Origin of the sequence: Novosphingobium sp. ZN18A2 (assembly GCF_036784765.1) — a bacterium.
Taxonomy (GTDB): Bacteria; Pseudomonadota; Alphaproteobacteria; order Sphingomonadales; family Sphingomonadaceae; genus Novosphingobium.
Window position 1 is genome coordinate 2,412,080 of sequence record NZ_CP136651.1, and the last position, 13,722, is coordinate 2,425,801.

12 protein-coding genes and 1 pseudogene are annotated in these 13,722 nt (G+C 63.2%); 1 reads left to right on the forward strand and 12 read right to left on the reverse strand.

What is annotated here, in order from left to right:
- Nucleotide 1 precedes the first annotated feature (1 nt).
- From RXV95_RS11465 to RXV95_RS11480, 4 genes are all read right to left on the reverse strand, one after another.
- Nucleotides 2–762 (reverse strand): IS5 family transposase gene (locus RXV95_RS11465; protein ID WP_338466185.1). Its coding sequence is split into 2 segments (ribosomal slippage): nucleotides 2–438 and nucleotides 438–762, totalling 762 coding nucleotides; the frame shifts between segments, so codons are not numbered across the junction.
- Nucleotides 763–832: 70 nt separating this feature from the next.
- Complete coding sequence (locus RXV95_RS11470) at nucleotides 833–2,197, reverse strand: MmgE/PrpD family protein (protein ID WP_338466186.1); 1,365 nt, start codon at nucleotides 2,195–2,197, stop codon at nucleotides 833–835.
- Between the two features lie 45 nt (nucleotides 2,198–2,242).
- Nucleotides 2,243–3,253 carry a hypothetical protein gene (locus RXV95_RS11475; RefSeq protein ID WP_338466187.1) on the reverse strand — a complete coding sequence of 337 codons (1,011 nt, stop codon included), beginning with the start codon at nucleotides 3,251–3,253 and terminating at the stop codon, nucleotides 2,243–2,245.
- A 20-nt stretch (nucleotides 3,254–3,273) separates the two neighbouring features.
- Nucleotides 3,274–4,584 carry a CapA family protein gene (locus tag RXV95_RS11480; RefSeq protein WP_338466188.1) on the reverse strand — a complete coding sequence of 437 codons (1,311 nt, stop codon included), beginning with the start codon at nucleotides 4,582–4,584 and terminating at the stop codon, nucleotides 3,274–3,276.
- Between RXV95_RS11480 and RXV95_RS11485 the strand changes: the two genes are divergently transcribed.
- The gene (locus RXV95_RS11485) at nucleotides 4,547–5,272 is read left to right on the forward strand and encodes a hypothetical protein (protein ID WP_338466189.1); all 726 of its coding nucleotides are present in this window, start codon (nucleotides 4,547–4,549) and stop codon (nucleotides 5,270–5,272) included. The genes RXV95_RS11480 and RXV95_RS11485 overlap by 38 nt on opposite strands.
- On the opposite strand, the pseudogene RXV95_RS11490 reads toward RXV95_RS11485, so the two are convergent.
- The 8 genes and pseudogenes from RXV95_RS11490 to ppsA form a co-directional block, all read right to left on the reverse strand.
- A pseudogene (locus RXV95_RS11490) lies at nucleotides 5,262–5,978 on the reverse strand (IS6 family transposase). The gene RXV95_RS11485 and the pseudogene RXV95_RS11490 overlap by 11 nt on opposite strands.
- 127 nt (nucleotides 5,979–6,105) lie before the next feature.
- Complete coding sequence (locus RXV95_RS11495; protein ID WP_338466190.1) at nucleotides 6,106–6,627, reverse strand: hydrogenase maturation protease; 522 nt, start codon at nucleotides 6,625–6,627, stop codon at nucleotides 6,106–6,108.
- A complete protein-coding gene (locus RXV95_RS11500) occupies nucleotides 6,624–7,913 on the reverse strand; it encodes a nickel-dependent hydrogenase large subunit (RefSeq protein ID WP_338466191.1) in 1,290 nt (429 codons plus the stop codon). Before RXV95_RS11500 ends, RXV95_RS11495 begins: the two co-directional genes overlap by 4 nt.
- Nucleotides 7,903–8,679 carry a hypothetical protein gene (locus tag RXV95_RS11505; protein WP_338466192.1) on the reverse strand — a complete coding sequence of 259 codons (777 nt, stop codon included), beginning with the start codon at nucleotides 8,677–8,679 and terminating at the stop codon, nucleotides 7,903–7,905. The genes RXV95_RS11500 and RXV95_RS11505 overlap by 11 nt, the downstream gene beginning before the upstream one ends.
- Entirely contained in the window at nucleotides 8,680–9,522 is an 843-nt protein-coding gene (locus RXV95_RS11510) for an FAD/NAD(P)-binding protein (RefSeq protein WP_338466193.1), read from the reverse strand.
- A 2-nt stretch (nucleotides 9,523–9,524) separates the two neighbouring features.
- Nucleotides 9,525–10,058 (reverse strand): Crp/Fnr family transcriptional regulator, encoded by a 534-nt coding sequence (locus RXV95_RS11515; protein WP_338466195.1) that lies wholly within the window; start codon nucleotides 10,056–10,058, stop codon nucleotides 9,525–9,527.
- Nucleotides 9,983–11,140 carry a 4Fe-4S dicluster domain-containing protein gene (locus tag RXV95_RS11520; RefSeq protein WP_338466196.1) on the reverse strand — a complete coding sequence of 386 codons (1,158 nt, stop codon included), beginning with the start codon at nucleotides 11,138–11,140 and terminating at the stop codon, nucleotides 9,983–9,985. Before RXV95_RS11520 ends, RXV95_RS11515 begins: the two co-directional genes overlap by 76 nt.
- 76 nt (nucleotides 11,141–11,216) lie before the next feature.
- Nucleotides 11,217–13,592: a phosphoenolpyruvate synthase gene (gene ppsA / locus RXV95_RS11525; RefSeq protein WP_338466198.1), complete on the reverse strand. Its 2,376-nt coding sequence runs from the start codon at nucleotides 13,590–13,592 to the stop codon at nucleotides 11,217–11,219.
- Nucleotides 13,593–13,722: the final 130 nt, after the last annotated feature.

Sequence of the window (13,722 nt, forward strand, 5' to 3'; positions counted from 1 at the left end):
ATCATTTCAGCCAAAGCATGATGCTGGCGAGTTTGACGAATCCGAGGAAATTGGCGGCGAGCTTGTCATAGCGAGTTGCGATGCGCCGCCATTGCTTGAGCTTGGCAAAGAAACCCTCGATGCCCCAGCGCTGTTTGTAGGCGATGCGGTCATAGTGGTGCTGGTATTTGCGGTGGCGGCGGGGCGGGATGACTGGTTCGCCGCCTTGCTCGTAGATCAAGTCGTGCAAGCTGTCGGCATCGTAGGCCCGGTCGGCCAGAACCTGGCCAGCCGGGATGCCTCGGATCAGGTCGCAGGCCGGCGCCATGTCGTTCTGCTGGCCGGGACCGAGGATGAAGCGGATCGGCAAGCCGAGGGCGTCGACGACGGCGTGGACCTTGGTGCCGAACCCTCCTCTGGATCGCCCAGGAGCCTGGGCTTGAGCGCCCCCCTTTTTACCCGTGCTCCGGCAGCTTGGGCCTGAGCGCGGATCACGGTCGCATCGATCGCCAGCCACTCGATGTCAGGATCGTCGGACACCGCCTCGAAAATCCGGTCGATCACCCCTTGCTCGACCCAGCGATAATAGCGTCGCTTCGCGGTCTGATACGGCCCGAACTTCTCTGGCAGATCGCGCCAGCGCCCACCTGAACGCGCCAGCCACAGCAAGGCATCCAGAAACCGCCGTCCATCGCTGCGCGGGCCGCGCTTGCCCTTGCGCCCGCCAGGCACAAACTCGCGCAACCGCTCCCACTGATCGTCCCTGAGAACCTCGCCTTCCACACCAGCCTCCAAAAGCCAGCGTTGAATCAGAAATCTCAGCCGCCGTGAATCCCTAAAATGTCACCACAGCCTAGGTGAAAAGCGCGCCAACGTCAGGACAAGTTTGGAGGGCTAGAATTTGCTCGGCAAGGTCCATTGCCGCGTCGTGATCGAGCGGGACCGCCGCACGCGCGGCGCAATCGGAGAACTTCTCCACCAACGCGGACTCGTCAAGCGGATTTTCCGGGCTTCCCAAAGCGGTATCGCGCGAAGCGCTCATGCGGCGGCCATCCTTCAGGGCGATATGCAGTGAGCCGCCCACCCCACGCAAGCGGCCTGCCGAATTGTCCTGTCGTGCGCTGATACGGGCGGCTAGCCCCAAAACAACCGGATCGGCCAGCGAAACTGAAGAAAAATCGTCCAGCCCCACCCTACCGCGATTGAGCGCTAGCGCTACTGTGAAGGGGATGGAAAACTTCGCATCTATTGCCGTTCTGGGTGCCGCCTTGCGCGAGGCCGGTTCGACGAGCATGCGCTGCACCTCGTCTATTCCCGCTTCAACAGAGATCACGTCGGATGCGTCGAAGCCGTGTTCGCCTGTCAGCGCGAGCGCCATTTCAATGAAGGGATGAGTTCCGCGGCAACTGGGCCATGGTTTGAAAGTCAGTTCGTCGATCCAGAAGCGCCGACCAAGGCCGCCCACGAGGTCATCCCGATCGAACCGGCCATCCGCATAGAGCGCGAAGAACCCTGCCTGCCCTTCCAGCGGTTGCTCGAACCCTGCGACACCTGCAAGGGCTAGCAGCGCTGATTGCACGGCGGCCTGCGCCGGGAAAGCTTCGCGCACAGCGCGGATCACCGTGCCTGCACTATGCTTTATTTCGCCCGGCATGGTCACCTGGCAAAGGGCAAGCGAGATGGAATCACGCACCTGATCTGACGAGGCTCCGAGCAGGCTGGCCGCGCCAGCTGCAGCGCCGAGTCCGGCGAGGATCGGAGGCGGATACCAGCCTCCATCCTCCAACGGCTTTCTCAATGCGAGGCCCAGTCGGCAAGATACCTCGCACCCTGCGACCAGCGCCGTGAGGAAGCGCCTTCCGTCTAAGGGTCCATGAGACTGCGCAAGCGCCAGCAGGGCAGGAACCAGACTGGCGTTCGGATGACCGGGTGCGCGATCGAACGCATCCTCGAAATCCAGCGCGTGCGCCATGGCGCCGTTCGCTATCGCCGCCATCTGCGGCAGCGCCTTCATGCCGGTGCCGAGGATCGCGCATGGGCCATCGCTGGTTGCCAGGTCAACAAAGGGACGCACATCGGCTGACAGGCCGCTCGCACCGATCATTACGCCCGACGCGTCAAGCAACACACGCCGGGCGGCCGTGACCGTCGCCTCCGGCAAGTCATCGAACGCTAGACCGGCTACCCACTCGCTCAATTGGTCGCTGATCACGCTCACAAAGCTTGCCACCTATCTCGTTGCATCGGCCTGAAATCGCAGCATTCAGTTCGTTTCCGCCCGCGCCCGCATCGCCGAAGTGGCAATGCGCGGAGCAACAGACAGCAAAACGATCGCCGCAATCAGGATGCCCGCCCCCACAAGCTCGGCCGGTCGCGGCGCGCGCAGTCCGAAAAGGGTCGCCAGAAGAACCGATCCGCCGACCCCCGCGACAAGGCTCGCCGCACGTTCAAGCGGCACGCAGTAGGCATTCTCGCGCGGGTCGAGCAGGATGATGATCGAGATCACCGAAATGATCGTCAGGGTGAAGCCGATGAAGGCCAGTGACCAGATTGCCGGATCGCTCCATATTCTCACGAAGCCCCAGGCCAGCTCATCCGACTGCCCGCCGATGCCCGAGGCCGAAAGCAGCCCCAAAGCCACCACCGACATGGGAAGTGCGATCATCTTCTCCTCGACGAAATAGCGCCGGACCGAGGCCGGGTCACCGCTCTTGGCGATCTTGGTCATGACCGCCAACCGGATGAAATAGCCCAGCGTGTAGAGCACGACCGTGACGATCGCTATCGGCGGAAGGTTCAGCCCACCGCGATCCGTCAGCGTTATCACAAGCGCAAGCAGAACCATGGCGAGCGCGGTCCAGCTCCACCACCGCACGCGGCGACCGAACATGAAGTCCACCAACGGCGCGATGACCAGGATATCGCCGCGCATTAACAGCTGGATGAAAGGTATGCTCACCCCCTGGAAGGTGAACGACAGCGGCACCGTGAAGAGAATCAGGGCCGTGCCCATCCCCGAAAGCAGCGTGTATCGCGTCGGCACCGGTATCCGGGCACCACCGAAGTCGACCGCATGCGCATCGCGGTGCCAGCCCGACAGCCAGATGAAGGCGTAGGTCAGTACCATATTGATGATGAGCGAGGCAGGCAGCGTCTCCAGCCCGGTCAGCGCCCTGCCCAGCCCACCGTGCGGCACTGAGGTGATGTACTTGGTCACCATCACGTTGGGCAGGTAGCTCAACAGGTAGAAGACGACCCAGAGTTCAAGCGGCACGGCAAGGATCGGACTCCGCTTCATGCCACGCCCTCAATTTCGACGATATCGCCAGCGACCTTGTAAGTTGCGTTCAGCCCAGCCTCTTCGGTCACAGCGCGCATGTAATCGATCGTCTGCGCGAACTCTTCGCTGTCGGCTGCTGCGAAGCGAGGCACCGCATCGCGGTCGATATGGAGTGGGTGGAAGCCCGCGCGGATCATCTTGCCCTGTTCAATCTCGATCCGCGCGACCATGCCGAGACGCGAGGCAACCGGGAAATTGTAGAGCCCTTCGAAGTCCGGCTCCCACTCTTCGGCAAGCACGCGGATTTCGTTCCAGCTTTTCGACGCGGCGTGCGCCTCGTCCATGCGCAAGTCGGTGGCGAAGTTCGACAGCGAGTAGAAGACAGGCTTGCCGTCGATGACTTCACAACCCTTGAGAATGTGCGCGTGTCCGCCAAGGATCGCGTCCGCGCCAGCGGCGATGGCGGCACGCGCCACATCGCGCTGGTAATCGGCAATCTCTGCGCGCACGAAGTGAATTCCCCAATGCAATGACACGAAGACCAGATCGGCATTCGTTTTCGCCTTGCGGATGTCGTCTTCAAGCACAGCAAGGTCTTCGCGGTGAGGATAGGTGTGTATCCTTGCCGGCGTGCCGGGTTGATCGTGCTCGATCTGCTCGTAAACCGTGAAGGCGCGCATCGGCGCGCAACCCGGGCGGCGTTCGTCTGCCCAATAGCTGTGCGGCAGGATGCTCGAATAGGCGAGCACGGCAATGCGCGTACCGTCCCCCAACGTAAACAATGCCGGCTTGCGGGCCTCGGCAATGTTGCCGCCCGCCCCGGCTATGCGGATACCCTCGGCCTCAAGGTTGGCGCGTGTTTCAAAGAACGCTTCCGCGCCCCAGTCCATGCAGTGATTGCCGGCCATTGAAATGCAATCGAACCCTGCGCGGCCCAGCGCTGCCGCCCCATCGGGGCGAGCCAGAACCGCGTGCCTGGCCTGCGGCAGCCTGACGCCGCGTTCTGCAAAGCTCGTTTCGAGCTGGCCGAATGCAATATCGGCCGCGCACAGCGCGTCCCGCGTTGCGACGAAGCTTTCGTCGTAATCGTCGCGATCCATGGCGAGATCACCGGTTGCAAGAAACAGATGACTCACGCTGGAGCCCCGCCGGAAGGTTGTTCCAGAATATTTGCGAGGACTTGCATGGCGACGATTTCTCCCGGCACAGATTGTAATTTGCCATAGCAATGCTAGTGTTCGACGCAAGCGCTTGCAATGCCCTAGCAAAGCGCGCGAGAGAATGAAAATGTCGAGGATCGCAAAAATCTCAGCGGCGCTTTCCATCACTGCCCTCGCTGCTGTTCTTGCAGCCAGACTCGGCGCTCAGGAAGCACCTAAGCTCGACCTCGTGGCAATGCAGAAGGCTCAAGCTGCTTATGATGCGATGCCCGATACGTCCGGCGACGGACCCTACCCCGCGATCATGACAACCGATCCGTCGCTCCCCGACCACGTCATCTATCGGCCACGGGACCTCGACGGCATGGGCGACCGGAAGCTGGCGGTGCTTGCATGGGGCAATGGCGGCTGCTTCGACGATGGCGCAAGCGCCCGCCTCCACCTCGAAGAGATCGCGTCCTACGGTTACCTTGTGGTCGCCCCTGGCCAAATCCGCAGCGGTCCGTCAGCAAGGCTGCCGCACTTGCCTTTTGATGGGCCCGGACCCGATGGAAAGATGCCCGCTCCCAGGACCTCGGCCCAGGACGTGCGCGCTGGCATCGACTGGGCAATTGCCCAGAACACCAGAAGCGGCGGCTCCTATTCCGGTCGCATCGCGACACATGAAATCGCTGTGGCCGGGCACAGTTGCGGTGGCCTGCAAGCGATCGAACTGGCTGCCGACCCGCGCGTTAAGACCGTGATGATCAACAATTCAGGCGTGTTCAACGGCGGAGTGGGAGCTGTCAGTCTAACCCAAACCGCTCTCCGCTGGTCAGACGGCCCGCTGCCCGCGCCATGGCTCACCCCATGAGGTTCTGCCACTCGGCCAGGGCGGCCGAGCGGCGGATCTTATAGGTCTGTCGATCAACGAGGTGACGTTCGGAGTTGAAGTGGTTGTGGAAGGAGGCGTGAACCGAGGCGAACTTCTGTAGGCTCTTCATTTGTCAAAAGCGGAGCATTGCCCGCTCGCGTCGTCGGAAAGGCAAATGACTGTTCTCGACACGGTTGTTGGCCCAGCGACCAACCTCCTGCTTCTGTGCACAACCGAGCTCGGTCATCGCTGCCTTGTAAGAGCGCAGGCCGTCGGTAGTGATGGCCTCCGCCCTGCCGTGTCGCTTCAGCGCCTTCTTCATGAAACGCAACGCCGCAGGCTTGTCCCGCGTCCTGGTAACGTAGCTTTCCAGGACCTCGCCTTCGTGGTCGACCGCGCGCCACAAGTAGACCATCTCGCCGTTCAATTTCACGTACATCTCGTCCAGATTCCAACGCCAGTGGCGGAAGCCGCGCATCCGGTTCACTCGCTGCCGGCGAATATCGGCCGCGAACAGCGGGCCGAACCGGTTCCACCAATTCCGCACGGTTTCGTGGCAGATGTCGATCCCGCGTTCGAACAGCAGGTCTTCCACATTCCGCAGCGACAGCGGGTACCGAACATACATCATGACCACGAGGCGGATCACCTCGGGTGACGAGTTGAAATACCGGAATGGCGAGGCTGGCTTGCGGGGGCGAGGCATCGCTCTGCCCTACCCTCGCCGCCTCACCCGTCAATCGGGTGCGTTTGGCCTGACAGTGCCGGCTGAACATATAAAGATCAATAAATGAACCAAGATAGCTCGAAGATGGCTGGGCTTTGCTCTTAGACTATCTGGAAATCGGCGGTGCATTTGCTTTGACGGTGCAGCAACCAGCTTTTGCCAGCAGCCCCTGCACCTCGGCAAGGACGCGAGCTCCCAACGGACCGATCGCCTGCAGGGCTTGCGGCGTCATCGGCGCGCCGAGTTGGAAGCTCCAGCCTTCAATGGCAAACACAACAATCTTGGGCGGCGAAAGTTCAAGTGCTCGCGCCAGTGTGATCGCCTCGGTCAGCCCGAACGTATGACTGGACACCATGTCCAGGTCGCTCGGCAAGTCCTCACTACCCAGATCAATGCGATGGATCGTTCCTGGGACCGTTATCGGTGCAGCGGCATCTACGCAGACAAGAGCTTCGCAAGAGCTCAAGTCTTCGATCAGTCCAAGTACGTCGCCGGAGCACCGAATGAGCCTAGTGCCCTTCGGCAGGTAGCCTTCGAGCCGGTCTGCAACGGCGAGACCGAATCCGTCATCGCCCCGATCCCGGTTGCCTACGCACAGGACAAGCACGCCGAGGCGCGTGGCGCTCATGTCCGGTGGACCGACAGGTTCAGGAAGTGCGTCGAGCAGGAAATGCATGGATCGTAGTTGCGGATGGCCAATTCGCAGCGCGCGCGAATGATCTCGTCGGGCTCGCTCGCGAGCGGCGCCGCGACCGCGGCAAGGTCCGCCTCGATCCGCGGCTGGTTCTGCGACGTCGGTGGCACGATCCGCGCACTGACAATTGTTCCCTCTGAATTGAACTCATAACGGTGCCAGCAGATGCCGCGCGGGGCCTCGGTGCAGCCGAAGCCGACGCCTGCGCGAGGTTCGATCGGCACGGCTGGGCGGTCCGGCGGTTCGTAGTCCGCGATCAACGTCAGTGCCTCTTCACAGGCGAAGGCGATCTCCAGCGCGCGCACTACGATGCTGCGGAAGGGATTTGTGCAGGCCGTCGCGAGGCCCACCTCGCCCGCCAGCGAACGGACCGAATGCGGCAAGCGGTGGCGGTTGAGTGCATAGCGAGCGAGTGGCCCCACAAGGTAGGCGCCGCGCTGCCGGACCATCGAATGGAGCGCGGTCGAGTGTTCGACCTGACGCTCCTCGAACACGTCGTCGTAGTCGGCGATATCGATGTCGATGCCGCAGTTCGAGGTCAGCCGCCCTTGGGCAATCGGATATTCGTCGGGACAGCACATTGCGACGAACTCATAGTCCTGTTCGAACTCGGGGAAGGTAAATCCTGCAACCCAGCGCACTTGGTCGAAAGCAAGGTCTCGCGCGCGGGCCAACTCCTCGCGGATCGGAACAAGGTCCGCCTTGGTCGGCACACGATAGAAGCCTCCAGGCCGCACGTTGACCGGATGGACCTCGCGTCCACCCAGCAGCGCCATCAGCGCATTGCCCGCCTTCTTTAGCGCCAAGCCACGACGAACTGCGTCGCCGTATTTCTCGGCCATGCGAATGGCATCGGGGAAGCCGAGGAAATCGGGCGCGTGGAGCATGACCACGTGCAGCGCGTGACTGCCGATCCATTCGCCGCAATAGAGCAGGCGGCGCAGCGGGCGAAGCTGGCCGTCGACGGTGACACCGAACGCGTCCTCGACTGCCTGCGAAGCGCTCGTCTGGTAGGCGACCGGGCAGATGCCGCAGATCCGCGCGACGATGTCGGGCAGCTCGGCAAAACCCCGCCCCCGCAACAGCGCCTCGAAAAAGCGGGGCGGTTCGAAAATGCGCAGGTTCGCGGCTGTTACCTTACCCCGTTCGATAGTGAGGTCGAGCGCGCCTTCGCCTTCGACGCGCGCGAGGTTATCGACCTTGATCGTCCTAGTCGTCATGCGAACCGCTCGCTTGCCGGAATGGCTCGGCCCATGCATTGAAGGTGCGAAGCGCTCGCTCGACGTCTCGCGGGCTGGCGCCGAGATCGCGCCATTCCTTTGTGAGCGCCTGCATGTTAGGCGTTTCCATCGGTCCATAGCACCCATAGCAGCCACGCCGGTACGCCGGACAAATCGCGCCGCAGCCGGCATGGGTGACCGGGCCGAGGCAGGGCGTTCCCTGGACCATGACGCAGACGGTGCCGCGCTGCTTGCACTCAATACAGACGCTGTGCGTGGCGATCACGGGCTTCCGGTGCGCGAGGTAGGCGCTGATCACCTCCAGAAGCTGCACCTTGTTGATCGGGCAACCGTGCAGTTCGTAATCGACCGCGACATGGGCGGAAACCGGCATCGAGGTTGCAAGCGTGTCGATATATTCAGGCGAGGCGTAGACCGCCGCGACGAAGTCAGCGACGTCGGCGAAATTGCGAAGCGCCTGGATGCCGCCCGCGGTCGCGCAGGCGCCGATCGTGACGAGATGCTTCGACTGCGCGCGCACTTCCTGGATGCGCCGCGCATCGTGCAGCGTGGTGATCGAACCCTCGACCAGCGAGAGGTCGTAAGGGCCTTCGACGATCGCGCTCGACGCCTCGGGGAAGTTGGCGATTTCCACCGCCCCGGCCAGTGCCAGCAGGTCGTCCTCGCAATCGAGCAGCGAGAGTTGGCATCCGTCGCACGAGGCGAACTTCCATACCGCGAGGCGGGGGCGTTGCGGCCCGGCCATTCAGATCTCCCTCACCACGAGAACCGGCGCGATCCTGTCGAGCCGCATTACCGGGCCGTCCTTGCACACGAATGTGGGGCCGAACTGGCAATGACCGCACAGGCCGACTGCGCATTTCATGTTGCGCTCCATCGACAGGAACACCTTGTCCGCCGGAAGGCCGGCTTCCTGAAGTGCGCTCGCGGTGAAACGCATCATCACTTCGGGGCCGCAGACGAGTGCAATGGCATCATCTGCATCGAAGGCGGCACGGCGCACAAGTGATGGCACGACGCCGACATTGCCGTGCCAGTCGGTGCCGGCATGGTCGACCGTGACTTCGATGTCGATGTCGAGCCGCTGGCGCCAGTGCTCCAGTTGGGCGCGATAGAGAATGGCGTCGGGCGAGCGGCAGCCGACAAGGATGACCAGCTTGCCGTAGTGCTCGCGCCGGGCCAGCAGCGCCTCGATCGCGGGGCGAAGCGGCGCGAGGCCGAGTCCGCCGGCAACGATCACAACGTCAGAGCCTTCGGCGCTTGCGACGGGCCAGCCGGTGCCGAACGGGCCGCGCAGTCCCAGGCTCGCACCGGCCCGCAGTCCTGCAAGCGCTTCGCTCACCGCGCCGACGGTGCGGACCGTATGGACGAAGCCCGCGGCGCCGCTTGTCTCGTCGCTGATGCTGATGGCGGCCTCGCCAACGCCGAAGGCATAAAGCATGTTGAACTGACCCGGCACGAACCCGGGACGCGGGCCGGACAGAGGCTCGATCTCGAGCGTCACGACGTCGGCAAGCTCGCGCCGGACCGCCGCGACGCGATAGGGTTGCGGGACGTGCGGGTCGCGCGATCGGACCGGTGCCTCCATCGTCACGAACCGTAGACGTCGAGGATTTGCATCCGCGCCGCCTGCAGACGCTCGATCATGATGGCGAGGACGCTCTTCATCATTTCGTAGCCGAGGAAGTGGTCTTCCTCGCATTTCCCGCGAAGGCACTTCGCGTCGATGACGATCGCCCGGGTGAGTTTCATCGCGCGCGAATCGAACATCGAACGGTATGGCGGGGCGAGCCAAGATGCCCCTACGATTTCGCCTTCGCGCAGGGTCGAGATGACGATCGGGGGATGGCCGGGCGCGCTGACTTCGAGCGACACCGTGCCGTGCCGGATCAGGTAGAAATGGTCGGCCGGTTCACCTTCGCGCGTCAGGTACTCCCCAACGTCGAACCGGCAATTGCGCGAGCATCCCGCCACGAGATCGACGTGTTCGCGCCGGAAATCCGCGAAAAAGGAATGCTTGGAAAGGATTTGCGCCATGGCCTCGATGATCATGATGAGCCCGCCTCCATCGGCGTCGCCCGGATCGCGGCGGCCTCCTCGGTCAGGTCGATGCCGGTCGGGCACCAGGTTATGCATCGTCCGCAACCGACGCAGCCCGAAGTGCCGAACTGGTCGATCCAGTTCGCCAGCTTGTGCGTCATCCACTGGCGATAGCGCGACCTCGCCGAAGCGCGAACGCCGCCGCCGTGGATGAAGGAAAAGTCGAGCGTGAAGCACGAATCCCACTTGCGTATGCACTCCGCCGACTTGCCTTCGAGATCAGTGTGATCCTCCACAGTGCTGCAAAAGCACGTGGGGCACACCATCGTGCAATTGCCGCATGTCAGGCAGCGGTCTGCGACATCGGCCCAGCGGGGATGATCGAGATTGTCTTGCAGCAGGTCCTTGAGACCATCGGTTTCGAGGCTGCGTCCCATTTGTTCGGCGGCATTTTCGGAGACGGCGGCCGCCGCTGCGATATCCGATGCCGATGCCGATTCCTTGGGCAAGTAGGCAAGAATCCGGGTCCCCGCGGCGCTGCCGGTCTCGATCAGGAAGCGGTGCGCGCCGCCCCCAATCAGTTCGGTCAGTGCCAAGTCGAAACCGCCCTCGGCTCTCGGCCCGGTGCCCATCGACGCGCAAAAGCACGTGCCCCCAGCCTGTCCGCAATTGACCGCGATAAGGAACGCGCTCTTCCTCCGCGACGCGTAGCGCTCGTCGGCATGGTCGCCTTCGCATAAAACCCTGTCCTGGATCGAAACGGCGTGCAGCTCGCAGGCACGCATGCCGACAAAGGCGAACTTCTCCGAAGGAGGGGAAGGTGCAGCGCAGGTCATCGTGCCGTCGTCGCCCCTTTCTGCGCGCCATAGGGTTTCGGACGTCGGGAAGAGGAACTTCTTCCAAGAATGCGGGCTGACGTTGTAGCCGAACAAGGCGTCGTCGGATCGGCGGACGAGTGCGTAACGCCCTGCCTGCTGCCGGTCGGTCCAGCCGCGAGGCAGGTCGTCGGGCCCGGCGATATCGTCATAGACGATGGCATCGTCGCGCAGCGTAGGGCCGATGACCCGATAGCCTTCGGAGCGCAGGGCGTCGATCAGGCCATGCAGGCCCTCAACCGTGATGACGGCCGTCCCGTCATCGCAATCGGCTCTGTCCATCGTGCTCATGTCTCTGGCCTCGCTATGCGCTCAGCACTTCTGGATCGTAGTATATGCGGTCAAATCATGGCTTGGCCATGATCGTTCAGCCTTCCGCTCCCTCCGCCGCCGCGATCGAGCTGATCGTGCGCACAAAGCTGTCGGGATTGAGCGAGATCGAATCGATGCCCTCCCCGACAAGGAAGGCTGCAAAATCAGGATGATCGCTGGGCGCCTGGCCGCAGATACCGATCTTGATACTGGCCGTGTGGCACGCCGCGATCGCTTGCGATACCATCCGCTTGACCGCCTCGTCGCGCGCGTCGAACATCGGCGCCAGAAGATCGGAATCGCGGTCGATGCCGAGCGTCAGTTGAGTCAGGTCGTTCGATCCGATCGAAAAGCCGTCGAACCGCTTCGCGAATTCGTCCGCGAGGATCACGTTCGAGGGAACTTCGCACATCACATAGACCTGCAGGCCGTTTTCGCCCCGGGCGAGACCGTTTTCCGCCATGGCCGCCAGCACCTTGTCGGCCTCTCCGGGCGTACGACAGAAGGGAACCATCACGATCACGTTGTCGAAACCCAGTTCCTCGCGTACGCGCTTAAGCGCCCGGCATTCGAGCGCGAAGCCCTCGCGGTAGCGTTCGTCGTAGTACCGCGAAGCGCCCCGGAACCCGATCATCGGGTTCTCTTCCCTGGGCTCGAACGCCGAGCCGCCGATCAGGTGTGCGTACTCGTTGGTCTTGAAGTCGCTCAGACGAACGATCGCGGGATGCGGATAGTAGGGCGCCGCTAGCTTGGCTATTCCGCGTGACAACCTGTCGACAAAGTACTCCGTGGGAGAGGCGTAGTCGCTGGTCATGTCCCGGATCAGGCGCCTGTCCTCCTCGCTCACCCGCTCCGGGCAGAGCAGCGCCATGGGATGGATCTTGATGAGGTTGTTGATGATGAATTCCATGCGGGCGAGCCCCACGCCCATCGCGGGCAGGCGCCACCACTGGAACGCGGCCGAGGGGTCGGCGATGTTCACCATCACCTGCGTGCGCGTCTCTGGCAGCGTGTTGAGGTCGATCTCCTCGCTCTCGAACGCGAGCAGCCCGTCATAGACCGCGCCGGTTTCACCGCTCGCACACGATATCGTGATGTGCTGGCCGGTCCTGAGCGTCGACGTCGACTTGCCCGTGCCAACGACAGCGGGTACGCCTAGTTCGCGGCTGACGATGGCCGCGTGGCTGGTGTTGCCGCCGTGGTCAGTGACGATGCCGGCGGCGCGCTTCATCACCGGAACCCAGTCGGGATCGGTGTTGCCCGTCACCAGTATCGCCCCGTCGGGAAAGGCCTCGATCTCGGACGGGTCGCGGATCACGCAAGCCTCGCCCGAAGCGATCGCCGAGCCGATCGCCGCGCCGGTGATCAGCGGGAGCGCCTTGGCCTTCAGATGATAGGCGCGGAACCGGGTCCGGCTGCGAATGGCCTGCACCGTCTCGGGCCGCGCCTGGACGAGATAGAGCAATCCGGTTTCGCCGTCCTTGGCCCATTCGAGGTCCATGGGCCGCCCGTAATGCACTTCGACCGAAACAGCCCAGCGCGCCAGTTCGACGATCTCGTGGTCCTTGAGAACAATCTTGCGCCGCTCGGCGGGCTTGGTCTCGACCACTCGGGTGCGATTGCTGCCGCCTTCGGCGTAGAGCATCTTAATCGCCTTAGCGCCGCACACCTTCTCGATCACCGGATGCACGCCCTTGCGACCAAGCAACGGCTTGAAGACCACGTACTTGTCGGGGTCGACCATCCCCTGGACGACCGTCTCGCCCAGTCCCCAGGCCGCGCTGATCGTCACGACGTCGGGAAACCCGGTCTCGGTGTCGAGCGTGAAGGCCACGCCCGAGCCTGCAAGGTCCGAACGCACCATGTGCTGGATGCCGATGGAGAGCGCGACATCGAGATGACCGAAGCCCTTCGCCTCGCGATAGCTGATCGCCCGGTCGGTGAAGAGTGAGGCATAGCAGCGCAGGCACGCATCGAGCAGCGCACGCCCGCCGCGAACGTTGAGAAAGGTTTCCTGCTGTCCGGCGAAGCTGGCGCCGGGCAGGTCCTCGGCCGTCGCGCTACTGCGCACGGCGACCGCCACGTCCCCGACCCCGAGACGGGTGCCAAGCTTCTTGTATCCGGCGCGGATCTCGTCGGCGATGTCCTGCGGGATCGCGGCGGACAGGAACGCTTCCCTGATCGCCTTGCCCGTGTCCTGCAGGCTCGCCTTGCCGGCACGGTATCGGTCGATCCGTTCGCCGATCACGGCCTCGAGTCCGTTTACGGCGATGAAGTCGCGATAGGCCTGTGCCGTCGTCGCGAAGCCTGCCGGGACCCGCACCCCTGCCTTGCCGAGTTCGCGGACCATCTCGCCCAGCGATGCGTTCTTGCCGCCCACCGATGAGACGTCGGTGATCGCGATATCTTCGAAGAACAGGATGTTCGGCATGGGTCTCGCTCGCAGTCCGGCGGTTGCAAGTCCGAGTTTTCCGCTGGAACGGCATCGGATTTCTGCCGGTTGGGTGCGCGTAGAATTGTGCATGAAGGTTCGGTTTGCAAGCTTTGCAGCAAGCCAATGC